This window comes from Streptococcus mitis (genome assembly GCF_003942795.1).
Classification (GTDB): domain Bacteria; phylum Bacillota; class Bacilli; order Lactobacillales; family Streptococcaceae; genus Streptococcus; species Streptococcus mitis_BJ.
The window spans coordinates 21,825-44,096 of record NZ_RJNY01000012.1 but is presented as its reverse complement, the minus strand read 5'-3'; the positions used below and the strand labels follow the sequence as shown (position 1 = coordinate 44,096).

Genomic DNA, 22,272 nt, shown 5'->3' with positions numbered 1-22,272 from the left:
AAAAGGAGAAATCTTATGGGAAAACTATCCTCTATCCTTTTAGGAACAGTTTCAGGTGTAGCTCTTGCTTTGTTTTTGACGAGTGACAAGGGTAAGCAAGTTTGTAGTCAAGCTCAGGGTTTTCTAGATGATTTGAGAGAAGATCCAGAATATGCTAGAGAGCAGGTTTGTGAGAAACTAACTGAAGTGAAGGAACAGGCAACGGACTTTGTGCTGAAAACAAAGGAACAAGTAGAATCTGGTGAAATCACTTTTGATAGTGTCCTTGACCAAGCTAAAAACTGTGCTCGACAAGCGACAGAAGCGTCAAAGGAAACCTTTAACAATCTCAAGGAGCAATGGCAAGAACAGTCAGCAACTCCAGACGTCGCTGAAGACCAAGAAGAAATCATCATCGATATTACTGAAGTATAATGCATCACTATCTCTGGTTTTTGGAGATGGTGATTTTTATCTGCAAGTCTGTCTTTGTGGTATAATAAGTACTATGCAGAAAAAACCAATGTCCGCCTATGTGCATATTCCCTTTTGCACACAGATTTGTTATTATTGTGACTTTTCAAAAGTATTTATCAAGAATCAACCAGTAGATAGTTACCTGGAGCATCTGCTAGAGGAGTTTCGCTCTTATGATATCCAAAAGTTGCGAACCCTCTACATTGGAGGTGGGACGCCAACGGCTTTGTCCGCTTCGCAATTAGAAGTGCTCTTGGATGGCTTGACTAAAAATCTAGACTTGTCTGTCTTGGAAGAGTTGACCATTGAGGCCAATCCAGGAGACTTAGACGCGGATAAGATTGCAGTTTTGAAACAGTCGCCAGTCAATCGTGTTTCCTTGGGTGTGCAGACTTTTGATGACAAAATGCTGAAAAAAATTGGGCGCAGTCATTTGGAGAAGGATATTTATGAAAATATCGACCGTCTTAAATTGGCTGATTTTGACAATATCTCCATCGACTTGATTTATGCATTGCCTGGTCAGACCATGGAACAAGTAAAGGACAATGTAGCTAAGGCTATCTCGCTTGATATTCCTCATATGAGTCTTTATAGCTTGATTTTGGAGAATCATACGGTCTTTATGAACCGCATGAGACGAGGGAAATTGCCTCTGCCTAAGGAGGAACTGGAGGCTGAGATGTTTGAGTACATCATCGCAGAACTGGAGCGAGCTGGTTTTGAGCATTATGAGATTTCCAATTTCTCTAAACCCGGATTTGAAAGTCGCCACAATCTCATGTACTGGGATAATGCCGAGTATTATGGTATCGGTGCGGGTGCTTCAGGTTATGTGGATGGAATTCGTTATAAAAACCACGGTCCTATCCGCCACTATCTCAACGCAGTAGAGGCAGGAAATACTCGGATTACAGAAGAACACCTGAGTCAAAGGGAGCAGATGGAAGAAGAAATGTTCCTAGGCCTCCGGAAAAAATCCGGGGTTTCTATGGCGCGATTTGAGGAAAAATTTGGACGATCCTTTGATGGACTTTATGGCGAAATCATCAGAGACTTGGTTCAACAAGGACTTATGCAGATCGACGGTGATCGTGTCCGAATGACAAAAAGAGGTCTCTTCTTAGGAGACACTGTAGCAGAACGATTTATTTTGGAGTAGAACAATGGGCTTAACTTATCAAATGAAAATGAAAATTCCTTTTGATATGGCGGACATGAACGGTCATATCAAACTTCCAGATGTGATTTTGCTGTCCTTGCAAGTATCAGGTATGCAGTCAATTGAGCTGGGAGTTAGCGACAAGGATATGTTAGAACGCTACAATCTGGTCTGGATTATTACAGACTATGCGATTGACGTGGTACGCTTGCCTCGCTTTGCTGAGGAGATTACGATTGAAACAGAAGCATTGACTTACAATCGTCTTTTTTGCTACCGCCGTTTCACTATCTATGATGAAGCAGGTCAAGAAATCATTCGCATGGTAGCAACCTTTGTTCTCATGGACAGAGATAGTCGTAAAGTTCATGCTGTCGAACCGGAGATTGTTGCGCCTTACCAGTCTGAGTTTGATAAAAAACTCATCCGTGGGCCAAAGTATGCTAACCTAGAAGACCCGATCAGTAAAGACTACCATGTTCGTTTTTACGACTTGGATATGAATGGTCATGTCAATAACAGCAAATATCTGGATTGGATTTTTGAGGTTATGGGAGCAGACTTTTTGACCAAGTATATTCCAAAGAAAATCAATCTCAAATATGTAAAAGAAGTGCGACCAGGTGGCATGATTGCTTCAGCTTATGAACTCAAGGGACTAGAAAGCAAGCATGAGATTATCAGTGATGGCGAGATAAATGCCCAAGCTATGATTACGTGGCAAGAAATTGAAGGCAATTAGAAAGGGCGATATGGCTTATAAAGGTTATTTAATTGATTTAGACGGAACCATTTACAAGGGGAAAGACAGAATTCCCGCGGGTGAGGCTTTTGTCCATGAGTTACAAAAAAGAGAAATTCCCTACCTCTTTGTGACCAATAATACAACCCGAACTCCTGAGAGTGTTCAAGAGATGTTGGTTCAGAATTTTAATATCAACACGCCTCTATCGACTGTATACACAGCAACCTTGGCAACCATCGACTATATGAATGACTTGGGACTGGAGAAGACAGTCTATGTCATCGGTGAAGCGGGACTCAAGGATGCCATTCAGGCGGCTGGTTATGTCGAAGATAAGGAAAATCCTGCTTATGTGGTAGTTGGACTGGACTGGCAAGTCGACTATGAAAAATTTGCGACAGCAACTCTAGCCATTCAAAAGGGAGCTCACTTTATCGGAACCAACCCTGATCTCAATATTCCGACGGAACGTGGTCTTTTGCCTGGTGCTGGTTCACTGATTACCCTGCTTGAAGTAGCAACACGTGTAAAACCAGTTTATATCGGGAAACCAAATGCTATCATTATGGATAAGGCAGTTGAGCACTTAGGTTTGAAAAGAGAAGAGTTGCTCATGGTTGGGGACAACTACCTGACAGATATCCGAGCAGGGATTGACAATGGCATTCCAACGCTTTTGGTGACGACAGGTTTTACCAAGGCAGAAGAAGTAGCAGACCTGCCAATCGCACCGACTCATGTGGTTTCTAGCCTTGCGGAGTGGAATTTTGATGAAAACTAAACTGACCTTTGGGGGAAGTATGCTCTTTCTCCTCTCCCTTTCTATTCTCTTAACCATTTATCTGGCTTGGATTTTCTATCCCATGGAGATTCAATGGCTGAACTTAGCGGGTCGAGTCTATCTAAAGCCAGAAACGATTCAGTACAACTTTCATATCTTGATGAATTACCTGACCAATCCCTTTAGTCAGGTCTTAGAGATGCCAGATTTTCGTTCGTCAGCGGCAGGTTTACACCACTTTGCGGTGGTGAAGAGTCTTTTTCACTTAGTTCAGCTAGTTGCCCTAGTGACGCTACCAAGTTTTTATTTCTTTGTTAGAAAGATTGTGAAAAAAGGCTTTTTGCCCCTATATCGTAAAAGTATCTTGGCTCTGGTGCTATTGCCTCTAGTCGTTGGGCTTGTGGGAGTGTTGATTGGTTTTGAGCAATTTTTTACTCTGTTCCATCAGATTCTCTTTGTGGGAGACGATACCTGGCTTTTTGATCCAGCAAAGGATCCCGTTATTCTGATTTTGCCAGAGATCTTCTTCCTCCATGCTTTTTTACTTTTCTTTGCCTTGTATGAAGGAATGTTTGGTTTCCTCCTTGTTAAAGCTTCAAGGAAATAGAGGATAACATTCTGTATTTTTAATAAAAAACGAGAGAAGTTGTCCTGCTCCCTATTTATTGTTAGGTTATCCTAAAGATAAACTTGCAAAGCAGGAGATTTTTGCAGAAAACAGTCTATTTTCTATGAAAAAATAGGCTTTTTTTCTAAAAATACCTAGTCAAGCGCTTTATTTTTTTGTATAATAGAAATAGTAAGTATAGATAAAAGAAGAGAAAAGCATGATTACACTATTTTTATCACCGAGTTGTACATCATGTCGTAAGGCAAAGGCTTGGTTAGAGACGCATAAAGTGCCCTTTCAAGAGCATAATATTATGACTAGTCCTTTAACAAGAAAAGAATTACAACATATTCTTTCCTTGACCGAAAATGGTACTGATGACATCATTTCAACTCGTTCAAAAATTTTTCAAAAATTGGATATTGATGTAGAGAGTATCTCGGTATCGGAGTTGCTTCAGTTGATTGAGCAATATCCTAGTCTTTTGCGTCGCCCAATTATTATAGATACCAAACGCATGCAGATCGGTTTTAATGAAGATGAGATTCGTGCTTTTCTCCCTCGTAGTTACCGTAAACAAGAATTGAAAGAAGCAACATTGAGAGCTGGTATTGGATAGATGAACAAACAGTATAGTTACCCACTAGATTTGTCGTGGAGCACTGAAGAACTTGCTTCAGTGCTTTCTTTTTTTAATGATGTTGAAGCTGCCTATGAAGACAAGGTAGAAGCTAAAAAACTGCTAGAGTCTTACAAGGAATTTAAGTCTGTAGTTCCGAGCAAAAGTGAAGAAAAGCGCCTAGGTCGCGAATTTGAAACGGCTAGCGGTTATTCCTTCTATCATGCAGTTCAATTAGCAAAAGAAAAAAGAGAAGGGAAGATTTCTCTTGGAAACTAAATTTGAATTTGCCAAACAGATTGTGCAGGACGCTGCTGACTATATTTTGGCTCACATGAAAGAAGATTTGCAGGTTGAGCGCAAGTCTTCCCCTACTGACTTGGTGACACGTTTGGACAAGGAGGTTCAGCAACTCTTGGTTGATCGGATCAAGTCCTCCTATCCTGAGGACTTGATTTGCGCGGAAGAGGGTTGTTTACGTGCTGCAGTCGGTCAAGGTTCTGTTTGGGTGATTGATCCCATTGACGGTACCAATAACTTTGTCGCTCAGCAGGAAGATTTTGCCGTTATGTTGGCTTATTTTGAGAATGGTGTGGGCAAATTTGGCATCATCTATGATGTCATGAAAGGTGATTGTTACCATGGTGGTGGTGCCTTTCCTCCTTGTCGTAATAATGAGCCCTTACCGACTTTTAAACAGAAACCTCTTCAAGAATTTTTAGTTGCCGGTAACTCAGGTATGTTTGAAACCAATGAGTGGGGCTTGTCGGATTTGGGCCGAGCAGCATTGGGAGTTCGTGTCTACGGCAGTGCGGCCATTAGTTTTGCTAAGGTTTTATCGGGTCGTCTTCTGACTTATATTACCTACTTACAGCCATGGGATTACGCTGCGGCTAGTATCTTAGGGGAAAGTCTGGGTTATCGTCTTCTTACGGTATCAGGTGAGCCCGTTGATTTTAAAACGCGTCAGCCTGTCATGATGGTGCCAATCGAGATGCAAGAAGAGATTCAGTCTTATATCTACGAAAGGAAAGAGAACTAAATGCAATTTCCAGAAGGATTTGTTGAAAAATATGAAGCGATACTAGAAGATGAGGCAAGAGATTTTCTTGCCTCTTTTAAGCAGGAAGCGGTTTCGGCTTTTCGGGTTAATCCCTTAAAAGAAAGTCAATTGTCGTTTGCGGATGCTATTCCAAATACACCTTGGGGACATTATGGCAAGGTCTCAGGGAAGTCACCAGAGCACGTGACGGGTCTCGTTTATTCACAAGAGCCTGCAGCCCAAATGGTGGCCCAGGTAGCTCAACCAAGTCCTGGCATGAAGGTCTTGGACTTGGCGGCAGCACCAGGTGGAAAATCCACTCAACTAGCAGCTTATCTGGCTAATCAAGGAGTCCTTGTTTCCAACGAAATTTCAAGTAAGCGTGCTAAGATTTTAGTGGAAAATATGGAGCGATTTGGAGCGACAAATGTTGTCGTGACCAATGAATCTGCTGACGGCTTAGCCAAGGTTTTTAAAGGTTACTTTGATGTGATTGTCCTTGATGCACCTTGCTCGGGTGAAGGGATGTTTCGTAAGCAGCCAGATGCCATGGATTATTGGAGTACCGATTATCCGAGTCAATGCGCTAGTTTGCAAAGAGAAATTCTGGCAGATGCAGTGACCATGCTTGCAGAAGGTGGTCATTTGATCTATTCGACCTGTACTTGGGCAACTGAGGAAAATGAAGAAATCGTCCACTGGTTGCTGGATACTTATGATTTTGAACTGCTTCCAGTCGAGCATCTGAACGGTATGGTAGCAGGAATGGATCTTCCTGAAACGGCTCGGATGTACCCTCACCATTTTAAGGGAGAAGGTCAGTTTGTTGCCCATTTGCAGTTCAAGGGAGAAAATCCAGCACCTAAATTCAAAGCCAGCAAGAGCAATCTCAGTCGTGAACAATTGGCTCTGTGGCATGATTTTGCCCAAAAACACTTGCAGGTCAATCTAACTGGTATCTTGCAGACTTTTGGAGATCAGCTCTATCTCTTGCCAGAGATGCTACCTGATCTAGGGAAGCTCAAAATTGCCCGAAATGGGCTCCATCTGGGGACGTTTAAGAAGAAACGCTTCGAACCAAGCTTTGCTCTGGGATTAGCCTTGAAACCAAGTCAAGTAAAACAAAGGGTCGAAATCAATGATGAGGATTTTGTAAAATATGTGGCTGGTGAGACTGTTCAATTGTCTGAAGCTCGACCAAATGGCTGGTACCAAGTTGTGGTTCAAGGAAACGGATTAGGCTTTGCCAAGGTAACAGGAAATGTTTTGAAAAATTATTATCCAAAAGGACTCAGATTCAGGTGAAAAAGCTAGTCAAAGAGCCTATTCTATGTTATAGTGGAATTATGAGTTTTTTCTGATAGTCTTTTATTATTACTTATATTATACGATGGAATTGTCCGCTCCTAAGAATGACTAGATAAAATAAAGCAGGACAATCATTGATGATAATTGGATGATCAGGACAAACGGAAGAAATCAGAACATTTATCATTATGTTCAAGGAGAATAACAGTGAAAAAAAGAAAAAAGCTCGTCATGTCTCTTGCAGCTCTTTTGGTGGCAGGTTCTCTAGCGGGATGTGCTAGCTGGATTGATCGTGGAGAATCCATGACAGCTGTTGGTTCAACAGCTCTTCAACCTCTTGTCGAAGCAGCAGCAGATGAATTTGGTTCTAGAAACATCGGAAAAACAGTCAATGTTCAAGGTGGTGGATCGGGTACAGGACTTTCCCAAGTCCAGTCTGGAGCAGTAGACATCGGGAACTCTGACGTCTTTGCAGAGGAAAAAGATGGAATCAATGCTTCAGCTCTAGTAGACCACAAGGTTGCAGTGGCTGGTCTTGCAGTGATTGTAAACAAGGAAGTGACTGTCGAAAATCTCACAACCGAGCAACTTCGCAAAATCTTTACAGGTGAAGTGACCAACTGGAAAGAAGTTGGGGGCAAAGACCTGGCCATTTCAATCATCAACCGAGCAGCAAGTTCTGGTTCACGAGCGACGTTTGATACGGTGGTTATGAATGGCCAATCGGCAATGCAGAGCCAAGAACAGGATTCTAACGGGATGGTCAAGTCGATTGTATCCCAAACACCTGGAGCTATTTCTTACCTAGCCTTTGCCTATGTAGATGACTCAGTGAAAAGTATGAAACTGAATGGGTATGAGCCTACGTCTGAAAATGTAACGACCAACAACTGGCCTTTGTGGTCTTATGAACATATGTACACACTTGGTCAACCAAATGAGTTAGCTGCTGAATTCCTGAATTTCGTCCTCTCAGATGAAGCCCAAAATGGGATTGTTAAGGGCATGGGCTATATCTCTATCAATGAAATGAAAGTTCAAAAGGATGCTTCAGGTACCGTTACAGCAGTAGAAGGAGGTCAATAATGAATCAAGAAGAATTATCTAAAAAATTACTCTCTCCTTCAAAGAATTCTCGCCTTGAGAAGTTTGGTAAAGGTTTGACCTTCATTTGCCTTTCTTTGATTGTCATCATTGTGGCGATGATTTTGATTTTTGTAGCACAGAAAGGCTTGTCGACCTTCTTTGTCAATGGAGTGAACATCTTTGATTTCCTCTTTGGACAAACTTGGAATCCTTCAGGGAAACAATTTGGTGCCCTTCCAATGATTTTGGGCTCCTTTATTGTGACGATTTTATCTGCCCTCATCGCAACTCCCTTCGCCATCGGAGCTGCAGTCTTTATGACAGAAGTATCACCAAAGGGCGCAAAAATCTTGCAACCAGCCATTGAACTCCTCGTCGGGATTCCTTCAGTCGTCTATGGATTTATCGGTTTGCAAGTTGTGGTGCCTTTTGTTCGTAGCGTCTTTGGTGGAACTGGTTTCGGGATCTTGTCAGGGATTTTCGTTCTCTTTGTCATGATTCTACCAACTGTAACCTTTATGACAACAGACAGCTTGCGTGCTGTTCCTCGTCATTACCGTGAAGCTAGTTTAGCTATGGGAGCCACTCGTTGGCAAACCATCTGGCGTGTGACCTTGAAAGCAGCACGTTCAGGTATTTTCACTGCAGTGGTCTTTGGGATGGCGCGTGCTTTCGGTGAAGCCCTTGCTATTCAGATGGTGGTCGGAAACTCAGCAGTTATCCCAACCTCGTTAACAACACCAGCTGCGACCTTGACATCTGTTTTGACAATGGGAATCGGAAATACCGTCATGGGAACGGTTGATAATAACGTTCTCTGGTCACTGGCCTTGGTATTGCTCTTGATGAGTTTGGCCTTTAACAGTGTGATTAAATTGATTACGAAAGAAAGAGGAAAGAAAAACTATGCACGCTAAGAAATTAGATAAACTTGCAACAGCTGTCCTCTATACCATCGCTGGTATCATCGTTGCCATCTTGGCATCCTTGATTCTCTATATCTTGGTGAGAGGGTTACCGCACATCTCTTGGTCTTTCTTGACTGGAAAATCATCCTCTTATCAAGCAGGTGGGGGTATCGGGATTCAGCTCTACAATTCCTTCTTCCTTTTAGTCATTACCTTGATTATCTCTGTGCCTTTGTCTATGGGGGCTGGGATTTACCTAGCTGAATATGCAAAAAAGGGTCCTGTGACAAATTTTGTCAGAACCTGTATTGAAATCTTGTCTTCTCTACCATCAGTCGTTGTGGGTCTCTTTGGTTACTTGATTTTTGTAGTCCAGTTTGAGTATGGATTTTCAATCATTTCAGGTGCTTTGGCCTTGACGGTGTTTAATCTGCCACAGATGACTCGAAATGTTGAGGATAGTTTAAAACACGTTCACCATACACAACGTGAGGCTGGACTTGCCCTTGGAATTTCTCGTTGGGAGACTGTAGTCCATGTCGTCATTCCAGAAGCCCTTCCAGGTATCGTAACGGGTGTTGTCTTGGCATCCGGCCGTATCTTTGGTGAGGCCGCCGCTCTTATCTATACGGCAGGACAATCCGCTCCAGCCCTTGACTGGTCTAACTGGAATGTCCTCAGTGTTACAAGCCCTATCTCAATCTTCCGACAAGCAGAAACCCTGGCTGTCCACATCTGGAAGGTCAACAGTGAAGGAACCATTCCTGATGCTACCATTGTATCTGCTGGTTCTGCCGCCGTGCTCCTCATCTTTATCTTGATTTTTAACTTTGGAGCTCGCAAACTCGGAAGCTATTTACACAAGAAATTAACCGCTGCCTAAAGGAGAAGCCATGTCAAAATATAACTGGGATGAAAAGCATATCATCACCTTCCCTGAAGAAAAAGTGGCCCTCTCTACCAAGGATTTACATGTTTACTATGGTAAAAATGAATCCATCAAGGGCATTGATATGCAATTTGAAAGAAATAAAATAACGGCCTTGATTGGTCCTTCCGGATCTGGGAAATCTACCTACCTTCGCAGTCTCAATCGGATGAATGATACCATTGATATTGCCAAGGTCACAGGTCAAATCCTCTACCGAGGGATTGACGTCAACCGTCCAGAAATCAATGTCTATGAGATGCGCAAGCATATCGGAATGGTCTTCCAACGTCCAAATCCATTTGCCAAGTCTATTTACCGCAACATCACTTTTGCTCATGAACGTGCAGGTGTTAAGGACAAGAAAGTACTTGATGAAATTGTCGAGACCTCTCTCCGACAGGCTGCCCTTTGGGATCAGGTCAAAGATGACCTCCACAAATCAGCCTTGATGCTTTCTGGTGGACAACAACAACGTCTCTGTATCGCTCGCGCCATCTCTGTCAAGCCAGATATCCTCTTGATGGATGAACCGGCGTCAGCCTTGGATCCGATTGCGACAGCCCAACTGGAAGAGACCATGTTGGAATTGAAAAAAGACTTTACCATCATCATCGTTACCCACAGTATGCAACAGGCTGCGCGTGCAAGTGACTACACAGGATTTTTCTACTTGGGCGATTTGATCGAGTATGATAAGACATCCAATATTTTCCAAAATGCCAAGCTACAGTCTACCAATGACTATGTAACGGGACACTTTGGTTAGAAAGGAAGTAGTATGACAGAACCGATTTTGCAGGTTAAAGACCTGTCCGTTTATTACAATAAAAAGAAGGCTTTGAATAGTGTTTCCCTTTCTTTCCAACCTAAGGAAATAACCGCCTTGATTGGTCCTTCTGGATCAGGAAAGTCCACCCTGCTCAAAGCCATCAACCGCATGGGCGATCTAAATCCTGAGGTGACAACAACTGGAACAGTGATTTATAATGGCCACAATATCTACAGTCCGCGTACCGATACGGTTGAATTGCGTAAGGAAATCGGTATGGTTTTTCAACAGCCTAATCCCTTCCCTATGTCTATCTATGAAAATGTTGTCTACGGCTTACGTATCAATGGAGTCAAGGACAAACATGTTTTGGATGAAGCAGTAGAAAAAGCTTTGCAACGTGCTTCTATCTGGGATGAGGTCAAGGATCGCTTGCATGATTCAGCCATTGGTCTCTCAGGTGGCCAACAACAACGTGTTTGTGTTGCTCGTGTCTTAGCAACCAGTCCCAAGATTATTCTCTTGGATGAACCAACTTCAGCTTTGGATCCTATCTCGGCTGGTAAGATTGAGGAAACCTTGTATGGTCTGAAAGATAAATACACCATGCTCTTGGTAACGCGTTCGATGCAACAGGCCTCTCGTATCTCTGATAAAACAGGCTTTTTCCTAGATGGGGATTTGATTGAGTTTAACGATACGAAGAAAATGTTCCTAGACCCACAAAACAAGGAAACAGAAGATTATATTACAGGAAAATTTGGATAAGGAGTTGAATGATGTTACGATCTCAATTTGAAGAAGATTTGGAGAAATTGCATAACCAGTTCTATGCCATGGGACAAGAAGTGCTCTCACAAATCAATCGTACAGTGCGTGCCTTTGTCACACATGACCGTGATTTGGCAAAAGAAGTTATTGAGGAAGATGCAGAAGTAAATGGATATGAAGTGAAACTAGAAAAGAAATCATTTGAAATGATCGCACTTCAACAACCTGTTTCTCAAGACCTCCGTACTGTATTGACCGTTCTCAAGGCAGTATCGGACCTGGAACGTATGGGAGACCATGCGGTGTCAATCGCAAAAGCAACTATTCGTATGAAGGGGGAACAACGCATCCCTGCCGTTGAAGAGGAAATCAAAAAAATGGGGCGCGATGTGAGAAACTTCGTTGAAGCTGCTCTCGAACTTTACCTGAANGGTTCTGTGGATCAAGCCTACGAAGTAGCGGCTATGGACGAAAAAATCAACCATTACTTTGATAGTATTCGTGATCTTACTACAGAGGAGATTAGGAAACATCCTGAAGCCATCGTTACAGGCCGTGATTACTTCCAAGTCATTTCCTTCTTGGAGCGTATCGGAGACTACGCTAAAAATATCTGTGAATGGGTTGTTTACTTTGAAACAGGGAAGATTGTCGAACTATAAGAAACGGTTTAAATATACAGAATAAAAGGCTGATTGTGATAAATCAGTCTTCTTTTTTATGAAAAGAATTATTTTACATTCAAAATCTCTAAAAGGGTTGACAACTATTTTTAAAAGAGTTATAATTATTCAGAAATGATAGAAAGGTCGTTTATTTATGAAATTCAAGAAATGGATATTAGTTGTGTGTAGCATGCTGGCCAGCATGGTTTTGGTAGCTTGCCAATCCAGTACGGATAGTTCTCAGTCTGCTGTGGACGCTATTAAACAAAAAGGAAAGCTAGTCGTTGCGACCAGCCCAGACTATGCACCATTTGAATTCCAATCCTTGGTAGATGGTAAAAACCAAGTGGTTGGGGCAGATATTGATATGGCTCAAGCGATTACGGATGAGCTTGGGGTTAAACTTGAAATCTCTAGCATGAGTTTTGACAATGTTTTGACCAGCCTTCAAACTGGAAAGGCTGACTTAGCCATTGCGGGAATTAGTGCCACAGATGAGAGAAAGGAAGTCTTTGACTTTTCAATCCCTTACTATGAAAATAAGATGAGTTTCTTGGTTAGAAAAGCCGATTTAGACAAATACAAGGATCTTTCAAGCCTTGCAAGTGCGAATATCGCAGCTCAAAAGGGAACTGTGCCAGAAACCATGGTCAAGGAACAATTGCCAAATGCTCAACTGACATCTTTGACTAATATGGGGGAAGCAGTTAATGAATTGCAGGCTGGAAAAGTAGATGCTGTTCATATGGATGAACCAGTTGCTCTTAGCTACGCAGGTAAAAACTCAGATCTTGTCGTTGCATCTGTTAATTTGACAATGAAAGATGGCGAAGCCAATGCTGTTGCTATCAAGAAGAATCAATCAGACTTGAAAGCAGTAGTCGATAAGGTTATCCAAAAGCTGAAAGATGATGGAACCTATCAAACTTATCTTGAAAAAGCAGCGAAACTAACAGAAGTTGAACAATAAGAAAAAGCAGAGTTGGACTTTAATCCAATTCTGCTTTTAGGTATTCTAATAACTCTTCTAGATTTTCGAGAGAGACTTTGGCAAACTGATAAGGACAGGCATCCAAATAAGCCTTCTCAAAAAAGTCTAGTTTGAGTGAGCTATGCTTTAAACTGGCAATCTTAGGATAGTTTCTCAAATCAAGGAGAAGGCCATCGTGTAGAGGATAGTAGGGCAAGGGACAGGTGTTTCTTTCAAGCACTTTCTTTATCTGAGTCTGATAGTTTTCTTGAAGGGTCAGTCTGGCTAGTCGATTTTTTTCAAATAACTGACTGTCGATGTAAAGAGAGAGTGCCTTTTGCATGATGAGATTACTGTCATAGTCCAGGATATTTTTATAGGAAACAAAGGCCTCTTTTAGGGCATTTGGGAGAATGAGAGCGGTGATACGAAGGGCTGGAAAGAGACTGGTTGAGAAGGACTTGATATAAATGACGCGATCCTCTGTATCCAGATAGTGGAAAGTTTGCCCTTTTTTAGGGTCTAAATCTCCTAGATAGTCATCCTCTACGATGTAAACACCATACTGGTTTGCTAGATCCAGAATAGCCCTTTTTTCCTGATCAGAATAGGAATGACCTAGAGGATAGTGGAAGCGAGGAATAGTGTAGAAAAACTTGATTTTCCCAGATTTAAACTGTTCTTCCAGTTCTTCCAGGTCAATGCCATCAATACGGCGTTCAATGGTCTGGTAGGCTAATCCCTGAGCGACCAAGAGGCGGTTCATCCGGTGGTAAGTCGGTTGTTCGACCAAAATCTCTTCTCCCTCGCTCGGAAAGTTAATCTGAGAAAGGATAAAGAGAGCTTGCTGGGTGCCCGAAGTCAGGACTAGTTGGTCGGGTTTGCAGTAGAGGGCTTGATTGAAAAGAAGTTGATGGACAGATTGTCTGAGTTCCTCAAGGCCTTCTTGGTTGTCATAGTAGTTGAAGAGGTAGTTTTCTCTTCCGATCAGTGTTTCATTGACGCAGAGTCTGAAATCGTCATAAGCACTGGCATGTTCGTCAGTGACTTCGATTTCCAAGTCTTGGTGCTGACCCTGTTCCAGAACATAATAGCCACTTTGGGGCTTGGCATAGAGGTATTGTTCATGGCGTAATTCTAGCAGGGCTCGTTGGACAGTGTCCTTGCTACAGTGGAAGTCTTGGCTCAGTTGGCGGATGGAGGGAAGCCGGCTACCTGTTGGAAATTTTCCTGATTCGATACCCTTTTTGAGAAAGGAAACGACTGCTTGGTATTTACTTTCTTTCTTCATTCCAGACCTCCCTTGATTTTGTTACATTGTACCTTTTTTTTACCTCCTTTGCAATGGGAAAAGTATTTCTCCCTTTCACAACTAGGAGCAAATGTGGTATACTTAGAAAGTATGATGATTCATTGAAAAGAAGTTAAGAAAGAGAATGGATAGAAAAGTGCAGGAACCGGTTAAATTATTTCAATACAATACTCTAGGTGCCCTAATGGCAGGTCTCTATGGTGGAACCATGACCGTAGGAGAATTACTGGAACATGGTGACCTCGGCTTGGGAACTTTGGATTCGATTGATGGGGAGTTGATTGTCCTTGATGGCAAGGCTTATCAAGCCAAGGGGTCTGGTCAAACGCCTGAAATCGTTGAAGTGGCAGCGGATGCTCTTATTCCCTATGCAGCAGTGGTTCCTCATCAGGCAGAAGTAATTTTTCGTCAGCGCTTTGAGATGACGGATAAGGAATTGGAAAAGCGAATTGAGTCCTACTATGATGGGGAAAATCTTTTTCGTTCCATCAAGATTCATGGCGAATTTTCACAAATGCATGTGCGGATGATTCCCAAATCCACACCTGATACCAAGTTTGCTGATGTGGCGACTCACCAACCTGAATATAGCCGTGAAAATGTATCGGGAACCATTGTTGGATTTTGGACACCGGAGATTTTCCATGGGGTGAGTGTTGCCGGCTACCATTTGCATTTTATCTCAGATGATTTGACCTTTGGTGGGCATGTGATGGACTTTGTTATCAAAGAAGGAATGATCGAGGTTGGGGCAGTCGACCAGTTGGATCAACGTTTTCCAGTCCAAGATCGCCAGTATTTATTTGCCAAATTTAACGTTGACGAGATGAAGAAAGATATTGATAAGTCAGAATAGGAGAAAAAAATGACAGTACATATTATCCTTACCATGATTGCTTTGGTTCTCATTCTAGTAAGTGGAACTTGGTATGCCAAAAAACGGTTTAAAATCTCTCTTGCAGTGATGGGCTTGGGGGCAATCGCATTTTTTGTTTCTTCTCAAGTGTTAGAGAAGATGGTTCACCTTCTGGTACTTCATCCGCAAAAAGACGGAACCATTTTACTCGCGCAGGAGCATCCTTTCTTATACGTCCTTTATGGGATCGCTATGGCAGCCCTCTTTGAAGAGACGGCCCGTTTTGTCTTTTTTAAATGGTTGGAGAAAAAGAGAAAGTTGGAAGATAGAGATGCTTTGGCTTATGGTTTGGGACATGGGGGCTTGGAGATGCTCTACCTCGGAATGGGAAGTTTGATTAGCCTTTTGATCCTCTTTTCACTCNTACAATCTTCAAACTCTGATGCGGCGAATCTTCTTACAAAGAGTACATTAGAAACAGTTCAGTCTCTATCAGCGTGGCAGATCTATCTACTAGGAGTTGAGCGTGTCCTTGCTCTGGTTCTCCAAATTAGCCTTACTGTCTGGGTCTATCAAAGTGTCCGTCAAAAGAAATGGATCTATCTCATTGCTGCCTATGGCTTGCATGCTTTGTTTGACTTAGCTCCAGCTCTATCTCAAGTGGGATGGATTACAAATCCGCTTCTAGTTGAGTTCATTCTTTTCGCAGAACTTATAGCTCTTGTCTGGCTGACAAAATCTACATTTTGGAAAAAATCATAAAAAGAGGGGTGACCTCTTTTTTTATGTGAAGATTGGATACAGAAATTTCCAGTCGTCAAAAATCTTTAAAAATGGTATAATGAAATCACTTTACAAAAGGATGAGAGATATGACATTAGTAACTAGAATACAAGAACAATTAGAAGGAATTGATATTCGTTTTAAGGAACCATTGAAGCTCTATACCTACACTAAGGTAGGGGGACGAGCGGATTATCTGGTTTTGCCACGCAATCGCTATGAGATGGCGCGTGTCGTTCAATTTGCCAATCAAGAGAATATTCCTTGGATGGTGCTAGGGAATGCCAGCAATATCATCGTTCGTGACGGTGGAATTCGTGGATTTGTCATCTTGTGTGACAAGCTCAATAACATTTCAGTTGATGGCTATACCATTGAAGCGGAAGCTGGGGCCAACTTGATTGAAACGACACGTATTGCCCTCCGTCATAGTTTGACTGGATTCGAGTTTGCCTGTGGCATTCCAGGGAGCGTCGGCGGTGCGGTCTTTATGAATGCGGGTGCCTATGGAGGAGAGATTGCTCATATCTTGCAGTCTTGTCAAGTTTTGACCAAGGGAGGGGAAATCGAGACCTTATCTGCCAAGGAATTGGCTTTTGGTTACCGTCATTCAGCTGTTCAAGATTCTGGAGCTGTTGTTTTGTCAGCTAAATTTGCCCTAGCTCCAGGAAATCACCAGGTTATCAAGCAAGAAATGGACCGCTTGACTCACCTACGCGAACTCAAACAACCTCTAGAATACCCATCATGTGGTTCAGTCTTTAAGCGTCCAGTGGGGCATTTTGCAGGTCAGTTGATCTCAGAGGCTGGCTTGAAAGGCTATCGTATCGGTGGTGTTGAAGTATCTGAAAAGCACGCTGGTTTCATGATCAATGTTGCTGACGGAACGGCGAAAGACTATGAGGACTTGATCCAATCTGTTATTGAAAAAGTCAAGGAACACTCAGGTGTCACCCTTGAGAGAGAAGTCCGAATCTTAGGTGAGAAAGAGTAAAATTTAGGCAGAAAAGCTGCTACTATGTCAATGGAAAGGGGGTGAAAGCCTATCGTTAGCGAAGATGCATGTAGGCAGTCCAAACTCCTACACGAGGTAGTAGTGGCCTGACAGAGCCTTGATCTGTTAATTTATGAAAAAGAAGGAATTTATGACAATTGAAAAAACCAATTATCGAATTCAAAAACGTCTCTAAAGTTTTTGAAGACAGCAACACCAAGGTTCTCAAAGACATCAACTTTGAGTTGGAAGAAGGGAAATTTTACACTCTTTTAGGCGCATCTGGTTCAGGAAAATCAACCATTCTAAACATCATTGCAGGTTTACTAGATGCAACGACAGGAGATATTTTGTTGGATGGGGTACGGATCAACGACATCCCAACCAACAAGCGAGATGTCCATACGGTCTTCCAATCCTATGCCTTATTTCCACATATGAATGTGTTTGAAAATGTTGCCTTTCCACTCCGCTTGCGTAAAGTCGACAAGAAAGAAATCGAGCAACGCGTAGCGGAAGTGCTCAAGATGGTTCAGTTGGAAGGGTATGAAAAACGTTCCATCCGTAAACTCTCTGGAGGACAACGTCAGCGTGTAGCCATTGCCCGTGCCATCATCAACCAACCTCGTGTGGTTTTGTTGGATGAGCCTTTGTCAGCACTGGACTTGAAATTGCGGACAGACATGCAGTACGAACTGCGTGAATTGCAACAACGATTGGGAATTACCTTCGTATTTGTCACTCACGATCAGGAAGAAGCCCTTGCCATGAGTGACTGGATTTTTGTTATGAATGATGGCGAGATTGTTCAGTCTGGAACGCCTGTGGACATCTACGATGAGCCAATCAACCACTTTGTTGCTACCTTTATCGGCGAGTCCAACATCTTGCCAGGAACCATGATTGAGGACTACTTGGTTGAGTTTAACGGCAAACTCTTTGAAGCGGTCGATGGGGGGATGAAGCCAAATGAGCCAGTTGAGGTTGTCATTCGTCCAGAGGACTTGCGCATTACCCTTCCTGAAGAAGGCAAGCTCCAAGTTAAGGTGGATACCCAGCTCTTTCGTGGGGTTCACTATGAGATCATCGCCTATGACGAACTCGGAAATGAATGGATGATCCACTCGACTCGTAAGGCCATTGTGGGTGAGGAAATCGGTCTGGACTTTGAACCAGAAGATATCCACATCATGCGTCTCAACGAAACCGAAGAAGAGTTCGATGCTCGTATCGAGGAGTACGTAGAAATCGAAGAGCAAGAAGCAGGTCTGATTAACGCGATCGAGGAGGAAAGAGATGAAGAAAACAACCTCTAAACTCTTTGTAGTACCCTACATGCTTTGGATCGCCCTCTTTGTCCTCGCACCCTTGGTCTTGATTTTCGGTCAATCCTTTTTCAATATCGAAGGCCAGTTTAGCTTAGAAAACTATAAATCCTACTTTGCGTCACAAAACTTGACCTATCTCAAAATGAGCTTCAACTCTGTGCTCTATGCAGGAATTGTGACCTTGGTGACGCTTCTCATCAGCTATCCAACAGCCCTCTTTTTGACCCGTCTCAAGCACCGTCAACTCTGGCTCATGTTGATTATCCTGCCGACATGGATTAATCTGCTCCTTAAAGCCTATGCCTTTATTGGGATTTTTGGTCAAAATGGCTCTATTAACCAATTTTTGGAATTTATCGGAATCGGTTCGCAGCAGTTGCTCTTTACCGATTTCTCCTTCATCTTTGTCGCAAGCTACATCGAGCTTCCCTTTATGATTTTGCCCATTTTCAATGTCTTGGATGATATGGATAACAATCTCATCAATGCCAGCTACGACCTCGGTGCGACCAAGTGGGAAACTTTCCGCCATGTTATCTTCCCTCTATCGATGAATGGAGTGAGAAGTGGGGTTCAGTCGGTCTTTATCCCAAGTTTGAGTCTCTTCATGCTGACACGTTTGATTGGTGGGAACCGCGTTATTACCCTCGGGACGGCCATTGAGCAGAACTTCTTGACAAATGACAACTACGGGATGGGTTCAACCATCGGTGTGATTCTCATCCTGACCATGTTTCTCACCATGTGGGTGACCAAGGAAAGGAGAGAACGATGAAAAAATTTGCCAATCTCTACTTAGCCTTTGTCTTTATCATCCTTTACTTGCCAATTTTTTACTTGATTGGCTATGCCTTTAATGCTGGCGATGATATGAATAGCTTTACTGGTTTTAGCTTGAGCCATTTTAAAACCATGTTTGGTGATGGTCGCCTTATGTTGATCCTCACCCAAACCTTTTTCTTGGCCTTTCTATCAGCCTTGATAGCGACTATTATCGGGACTTTCGGTGCCATTTATATCTATCAGTCTCGTAAGAAATACCAAGAAGCCTTTTTATCACTCAATAATATTCTCATGGTTGCACCCGACGTTATGATTGGTGCCAGCTTCTTGATTCTTTTTACCCAGCTTAAGTTTTCACTTGGATTTTTGACAGTTCTATCTAGTCACGTGGCCTTTTCCATCCCTATCGTGGTCTTGATGGTCTTGCCTCGTCTCAAGGAAATGAATGATGACATGATTCACGCGGCCTATGACCTTGGTGCTAGCCAGTTTCAGATGTTCAAGGAAATCATGCTACCGTACCTGACTCCGTCTATCATTGCAGGTTACTTCATGGCCTTCACCTATTCGCTGGATGATTTTGCCGTGACCTTCTTTGTGACGGGAAATGGCTTTTCAACCCTATCAGTTGAGATCTACTCTCGAGCTCGGAAGGGGATTTCGCTAGAAATCAATGCCCTGTCTGCCCTTGTCTTTCTCTTTAGTATTATCCTAGTTGTAGGTTATTACTTTATCTCACGTGAGAAGGAGGAGCAAGCATGAAAAAACTCTATTCATTTTTAGCAGGAATTGTAGCAATTATCCTTGTCTTGTGGGGAATTGCGACGCATCTAGATAGTAAAATCAACAGCCGAGATAGTCAGAAACTGGTTATCTACAACTGGGGGGATTATATCGATCCCGAACTCTTGGAGCAATTCACAGAAGAAACAGGTATCCAAGTCCAGTACGAGACCTTTGACTCCAACGAAGCCATGTATACCAAAATCAAGCAGGGTGGAACAACCTACGATATTGCCATCCCGAGTGAGTACATGATTAATAAGATGAAGGACGAAGACCTCTTGATACCACTCGATTATTCAAAAATTGAAGGAATCGAAAATATCGGACCTGAGTTCCTCAACCAGTCTTTTGACCCGGGCAATAAATTCTCAATTCCTTACTTCTGGGGAACCTTGGGAATTGTCTATAATGAAAACATGGTAGAGGAGGCGCCTGAACATTGGGACGATCTCTGGAAGCCAGAGTATAAGGATTCCATCATGCTCTTTGATGGAGCGCGTGAGGTGCTGGGACTCGGGCTTAACTCGCTTGGTTACAGTCTTAACTCAAAGGATTCACAGCAGTTGGAAGAGACAGTAGACAAGCTCTACAAACTGACTCCAAATATCAAGGCCATTGTGGCTGACGAGATGAAGGGGTACATGATCCAGAACAATGCTGCTATCGGTGTGACCTTCTCTGGGGAAGCCAGCCAGATGTTGGAGAAAAATCCTAATCTCAAGTATGTCGTTCCGACTGAGGCCAGCAACCTTTGGTTTGACAATATGGTCATTCCCAAAACCGTGAAAAACCAAGATGCAGCCTATGCCTTCATCAACTTTATGTTGAAACCTGAAAATGCTCTGAAAAATGCCGAGTATGTGGGTTACTCAACACCAAATCTACCAGCTAAGGAAATGCTCCCAGAGGAGACCAAGGAAGACAAATCCTTCTATCCAGACGCTGATACCATGAAACACTTGGAAGTTTATGAGAAATTTGACCATAAATGGACAGGCAAATATAGCGACCTCTTCCTACAATTTAAAATGTATCGGAAGTAGGAGCTAGCAGTTATGAAACGAATCAGTCAAGCTGGTTCGTTTTTTATATAGAAGGCAATTTTTGTAACTGTATGTTTTTCTATGATAGTTGCTGTGTTTAGTAATATGAAAATTGAGGATAAAAATAGTGATAAGTGAAATAACGGCGCATTTGTTTCAAGATTTTTTTATTTGTTGAATTCCACCTCCTTCATTAAAATTTTTAAAATTGACTACTAGCTACATATGCTTTTACCTCCTTTTATGCTATAATATTCTAAATAGAATATTTAATCTCCAAATAAATATTTCTTATGGAATAATTCCGTTTTATACCGTTTAGAATATTTAAGAGTATACAATGTTTAATAATGATTTTTTTGGAGATCGTCTGAAGGAACTGAGAAAGATCAAGAAGTTAACTCAGGTACAAATTTCTGAGATGATTGGTGTATAACAAGGTACTTATTTTCGTTGGGAGAATGGAACTTTAGAGCCTAATTTAGACGCCGTTGTCAAATTAGCAAAATTATTTATACCACGACAGATTATTTACTAGGAAAAACGATTTACAGTACTCTAGATGGTATTTCTCATCCAATCACTAGAATTGATATGAAGAAGTTAAAAGAGTTTAATAAAACGGAACTTAATGATTTGAAATTTGCGCTTGTTATGAATGGAATAAAAAATATTTCACTGTATTTGACTATATGGATGAGCTAGTTTCTGAATATAATTTAGACAAAGAAGAGCAAGGAATATTGCTGCCTCTCTTTAAAGAGATTTATGATTATTTTAATGTAGATTAATGGTTTATAAGATTAAGTCTTAATAGATAGAGAATAGTATATTCTTGTTGAGTGATTCTATTTTATGAAGGTTGTTTGTAGTTGAAGGGGGAAATAGATGGACTCTAAAATTGATACAGCTTGGAACTTGTTTCTGGAAGGAAAAATATCAGAAGCTAAAAAGTTAGTTGAACAAGATTTTTCCATTGATACCTGTACAGATTTTAGTCTTTTAAATTTGATGGGATATTTATTGTTAGCAGAAAAAGACTATGTCACATGTACCCATATCTTTGAGAAATACATTTTATTGGCTCAACAAAATGAAGATAAAGAAAATGAACACATTGGCCTACATCAATTAGCTATGATCTACAGAGATCAGGGGGATTTTCATGAGGCTTTAAAACTTATTGAAGATGAAGAGAAGATAGTTGAAGAGCATTTTCCAAATGATAATCTAAAGAAAGCTGTGAATAACTATGAACAGGGCTATGTGAGATTTAAATTAAACAATCTTGATGAGGCTCTTACATTCATGAATCTGTCATTGGAACAATCTTTAGAGACTGATGATGTAATTTCTCAAGCTTGTAGCTATAGAGGGTTAGGTGAAATCTATTTAGCTTTGGAAGATACGGAATTATCGAATACACATTTCAAACGAGCTATAGAACTTTTCGAAAGTGTTGGAGAATTTGAAGGGATAAAGGAAATTGAGGAATTGATTAATGAATGATTTTAGATTTTGTTATTAGTTTGCTTTATCTTAAAGAATGTAGATACGCAATTGA

At 41.8% G+C, this 22,272-nt stretch carries 25 protein-coding genes and 1 pseudogene; 25 read left to right on the top strand and 1 reads right to left on the bottom strand.

The features are described from left to right. Positions 1-15 precede the first annotated feature (15 nt). From D8847_RS06570 to D8847_RS06490, 16 genes are all read left to right on the top strand, one after another. Positions 16-414 carry a YtxH domain-containing protein gene (locus D8847_RS06570; protein WP_125841046.1) on the top strand — a complete coding sequence of 133 codons (399 nt, stop codon included), beginning with the start codon at positions 16-18 and terminating at the stop codon, positions 412-414. Between the two features lie 73 nt (positions 415-487). Then, entirely contained in the window at positions 488-1,618 is a 1,131-nt protein-coding gene (hemW, locus tag D8847_RS06565) for a radical SAM family heme chaperone HemW (protein ID WP_125841045.1), read from the top strand. Between the two features lie 4 nt (positions 1,619-1,622). Further along, positions 1,623-2,360: an acyl-[acyl-carrier-protein] thioesterase gene (locus D8847_RS06560; protein WP_000524786.1), complete on the top strand. Its 738-nt coding sequence runs from the start codon at positions 1,623-1,625 to the stop codon at positions 2,358-2,360. 10 nt (positions 2,361-2,370) lie between these two features. Next, positions 2,371-3,144: a TIGR01457 family HAD-type hydrolase gene (locus tag D8847_RS06555; protein WP_125841044.1), complete on the top strand. Its 774-nt coding sequence runs from the start codon at positions 2,371-2,373 to the stop codon at positions 3,142-3,144. Continuing rightward, positions 3,134-3,751: a TIGR01906 family membrane protein gene (locus tag D8847_RS06550; RefSeq protein ID WP_185757932.1), complete on the top strand. Its 618-nt coding sequence runs from the start codon at positions 3,134-3,136 to the stop codon at positions 3,749-3,751. The genes D8847_RS06555 and D8847_RS06550 overlap by 11 nt, the downstream gene beginning before the upstream one ends. A 220-nt stretch (positions 3,752-3,971) precedes the next feature. After that, on the top strand, positions 3,972-4,373 hold the full coding sequence (locus D8847_RS06540) for a Spx/MgsR family RNA polymerase-binding regulatory protein (protein ID WP_000631261.1): 402 nt from the start codon (positions 3,972-3,974) through the stop codon (positions 4,371-4,373). Continuing rightward, a complete protein-coding gene (locus D8847_RS06535; RefSeq protein ID WP_001041968.1) occupies positions 4,374-4,652 on the top strand; it encodes a UPF0223 family protein in 279 nt (92 codons plus the stop codon). It begins immediately after the preceding gene. Next, entirely contained in the window at positions 4,642-5,415 is a 774-nt protein-coding gene (locus tag D8847_RS06530; RefSeq protein ID WP_125841042.1) for an inositol monophosphatase family protein, read from the top strand. The genes D8847_RS06535 and D8847_RS06530 overlap by 11 nt, the downstream gene beginning before the upstream one ends. After that, positions 5,416-6,720 carry an RsmF rRNA methyltransferase first C-terminal domain-containing protein gene (locus D8847_RS06525; RefSeq protein WP_125841041.1) on the top strand — a complete coding sequence of 435 codons (1,305 nt, stop codon included), beginning with the start codon at positions 5,416-5,418 and terminating at the stop codon, positions 6,718-6,720. Positions 6,721-6,930: 210 nt separating this feature from the next. Beyond that, positions 6,931-7,809, top strand: coding sequence for a phosphate ABC transporter substrate-binding protein PstS (locus D8847_RS06520; RefSeq protein WP_125841040.1), 879 nt, complete (start codon positions 6,931-6,933; stop codon positions 7,807-7,809). Further along, complete coding sequence (pstC, locus tag D8847_RS06515) at positions 7,809-8,726, top strand: phosphate ABC transporter permease subunit PstC (protein ID WP_125841039.1); 918 nt, start codon at positions 7,809-7,811, stop codon at positions 8,724-8,726. Before D8847_RS06520 ends, pstC begins: the two co-directional genes overlap by 1 nt. Then, positions 8,716-9,600, top strand: coding sequence for a phosphate ABC transporter permease PstA (pstA, locus tag D8847_RS06510; RefSeq protein ID WP_125841038.1), 885 nt, complete (start codon positions 8,716-8,718; stop codon positions 9,598-9,600). The genes pstC and pstA overlap by 11 nt, the downstream gene beginning before the upstream one ends. 10 nt (positions 9,601-9,610) lie before the next feature. Beyond that, positions 9,611-10,414, top strand: coding sequence for a phosphate ABC transporter ATP-binding protein PstB (gene pstB, locus D8847_RS06505; RefSeq protein ID WP_000049854.1), 804 nt, complete (start codon positions 9,611-9,613; stop codon positions 10,412-10,414). Positions 10,415-10,426: 12 nt separating this feature from the next. Further along, entirely contained in the window at positions 10,427-11,185 is a 759-nt protein-coding gene (gene pstB / locus D8847_RS06500) for a phosphate ABC transporter ATP-binding protein PstB (protein WP_000138669.1), read from the top strand. Between the two features lie 11 nt (positions 11,186-11,196). Beyond that, complete coding sequence (gene phoU, locus D8847_RS06495; protein WP_125841037.1) at positions 11,197-11,850, top strand: phosphate signaling complex protein PhoU; 654 nt, start codon at positions 11,197-11,199, stop codon at positions 11,848-11,850. A gap of 157 nt (positions 11,851-12,007) precedes the next feature. Next, positions 12,008-12,823: an ABC transporter substrate-binding protein gene (locus D8847_RS06490; protein ID WP_125841036.1), complete on the top strand. Its 816-nt coding sequence runs from the start codon at positions 12,008-12,010 to the stop codon at positions 12,821-12,823. A 19-nt stretch (positions 12,824-12,842) separates the two neighbouring features. On the opposite strand, the gene D8847_RS06485 is transcribed toward D8847_RS06490, so the two are convergent. After that, a complete protein-coding gene (locus D8847_RS06485) occupies positions 12,843-14,114 on the bottom strand; it encodes a PLP-dependent aminotransferase family protein (protein WP_125841035.1) in 1,272 nt (423 codons plus the stop codon). Positions 14,115-14,259: 145 nt separating this feature from the next. Between D8847_RS06485 and budA the strand changes: the two genes are divergently transcribed. The 9 genes and pseudogenes from budA to D8847_RS06440 all read left to right on the top strand — a co-directional run bounded on the left by budA (position 14,260) and on the right by D8847_RS06440 (position 22,217). Beyond that, entirely contained in the window at positions 14,260-14,991 is a 732-nt protein-coding gene (gene budA, locus D8847_RS06480) for an acetolactate decarboxylase (protein WP_000375405.1), read from the top strand. A gap of 9 nt (positions 14,992-15,000) precedes the next feature. Continuing rightward, positions 15,001-15,753, top strand: coding sequence for a YhfC family intramembrane metalloprotease (locus D8847_RS06475; RefSeq protein ID WP_125841034.1), 753 nt, complete (start codon positions 15,001-15,003; stop codon positions 15,751-15,753). Between the two features lie 109 nt (positions 15,754-15,862). Beyond that, positions 15,863-16,768, top strand: coding sequence for a UDP-N-acetylmuramate dehydrogenase (murB, locus tag D8847_RS06470; protein ID WP_125841033.1), 906 nt, complete (start codon positions 15,863-15,865; stop codon positions 16,766-16,768). A gap of 158 nt (positions 16,769-16,926) precedes the next feature. Continuing rightward, positions 16,927-18,084 carry an ABC transporter ATP-binding protein gene (locus tag D8847_RS06465; RefSeq protein WP_125841032.1) on the top strand — a complete coding sequence of 386 codons (1,158 nt, stop codon included), beginning with the start codon at positions 16,927-16,929 and terminating at the stop codon, positions 18,082-18,084. Next, a complete protein-coding gene (locus D8847_RS06460) occupies positions 18,065-18,871 on the top strand; it encodes an ABC transporter permease (RefSeq protein ID WP_000754115.1) in 807 nt (268 codons plus the stop codon). Before D8847_RS06465 ends, D8847_RS06460 begins: the two co-directional genes overlap by 20 nt. Continuing rightward, on the top strand, positions 18,868-19,641 hold the full coding sequence (locus tag D8847_RS06455) for an ABC transporter permease (protein WP_000712716.1): 774 nt from the start codon (positions 18,868-18,870) through the stop codon (positions 19,639-19,641). Before D8847_RS06460 ends, D8847_RS06455 begins: the two co-directional genes overlap by 4 nt. Then, positions 19,638-20,708, top strand: a complete 1,071-nt coding sequence (locus D8847_RS06450) for an ABC transporter substrate-binding protein (RefSeq protein WP_125841031.1) — start codon at positions 19,638-19,640, stop codon at positions 20,706-20,708. The genes D8847_RS06455 and D8847_RS06450 overlap by 4 nt, the downstream gene beginning before the upstream one ends. A gap of 340 nt (positions 20,709-21,048) precedes the next feature. Next, a pseudogene (locus D8847_RS10900) lies at positions 21,049-21,499 on the top strand (helix-turn-helix domain-containing protein). Positions 21,500-21,596: 97 nt separating this feature from the next. Further along, positions 21,597-22,217, top strand: a complete 621-nt coding sequence (locus tag D8847_RS06440) for a tetratricopeptide repeat protein (RefSeq protein WP_125841030.1) — start codon at positions 21,597-21,599, stop codon at positions 22,215-22,217. Positions 22,218-22,272: the final 55 nt, after the last annotated feature.

Bases quoted from the DNA above. Each gene is read 5' to 3' on its own strand.
- D8847_RS06570 (WP_125841046.1), top strand. From the start codon at position 16: ATGGGAAAACTATCCTCTATCCTTTTAGGAACAGTTTCAGGTGTAGCT.
- hemW (WP_125841045.1), top strand. From the start codon at position 488: ATGCAGAAAAAACCAATGTCCGCCTATGTGCATATTCCCTTTTGCACA.
- D8847_RS06560 (WP_000524786.1), top strand. From the start codon at position 1,623: ATGGGCTTAACTTATCAAATGAAAATGAAAATTCCTTTTGATATGGCG.
- D8847_RS06555 (WP_125841044.1), top strand. From the start codon at position 2,371: ATGGCTTATAAAGGTTATTTAATTGATTTAGACGGAACCATTTACAAG.
- D8847_RS06550 (WP_185757932.1), top strand. From the start codon at position 3,134: ATGAAAACTAAACTGACCTTTGGGGGAAGTATGCTCTTTCTCCTCTCC.
- D8847_RS06540 (WP_000631261.1), top strand. From the start codon at position 3,972: ATGATTACACTATTTTTATCACCGAGTTGTACATCATGTCGTAAGGCA.
- D8847_RS06535 (WP_001041968.1), top strand. From the start codon at position 4,374: ATGAACAAACAGTATAGTTACCCACTAGATTTGTCGTGGAGCACTGAA.
- D8847_RS06525 (WP_125841041.1), top strand. From the start codon at position 5,416: ATGCAATTTCCAGAAGGATTTGTTGAAAAATATGAAGCGATACTAGAA.
- pstC (WP_125841039.1), top strand. From the start codon at position 7,809: ATGAATCAAGAAGAATTATCTAAAAAATTACTCTCTCCTTCAAAGAAT.
- pstA (WP_125841038.1), top strand. From the start codon at position 8,716: ATGCACGCTAAGAAATTAGATAAACTTGCAACAGCTGTCCTCTATACC.
- pstB (WP_000049854.1), top strand. From the start codon at position 9,611: ATGTCAAAATATAACTGGGATGAAAAGCATATCATCACCTTCCCTGAA.
- pstB (WP_000138669.1), top strand. From the start codon at position 10,427: ATGACAGAACCGATTTTGCAGGTTAAAGACCTGTCCGTTTATTACAAT.
- D8847_RS06490 (WP_125841036.1), top strand. From the start codon at position 12,008: ATGAAATTCAAGAAATGGATATTAGTTGTGTGTAGCATGCTGGCCAGC.
- D8847_RS06485 (WP_125841035.1), bottom strand. From the start codon at position 14,114: ATGAAGAAAGAAAGTAAATACCAAGCAGTCGTTTCCTTTCTCAAAAAG.
- budA (WP_000375405.1), top strand. From the start codon at position 14,260: ATGGATAGAAAAGTGCAGGAACCGGTTAAATTATTTCAATACAATACT.
- murB (WP_125841033.1), top strand. From the start codon at position 15,863: ATGACATTAGTAACTAGAATACAAGAACAATTAGAAGGAATTGATATT.
- D8847_RS06460 (WP_000754115.1), top strand. From the start codon at position 18,065: ATGAAGAAAACAACCTCTAAACTCTTTGTAGTACCCTACATGCTTTGG.
- D8847_RS06455 (WP_000712716.1), top strand. From the start codon at position 18,868: ATGAAAAAATTTGCCAATCTCTACTTAGCCTTTGTCTTTATCATCCTT.
- D8847_RS06450 (WP_125841031.1), top strand. From the start codon at position 19,638: ATGAAAAAACTCTATTCATTTTTAGCAGGAATTGTAGCAATTATCCTT.
- D8847_RS06440 (WP_125841030.1), top strand. From the start codon at position 21,597: ATGGACTCTAAAATTGATACAGCTTGGAACTTGTTTCTGGAAGGAAAA.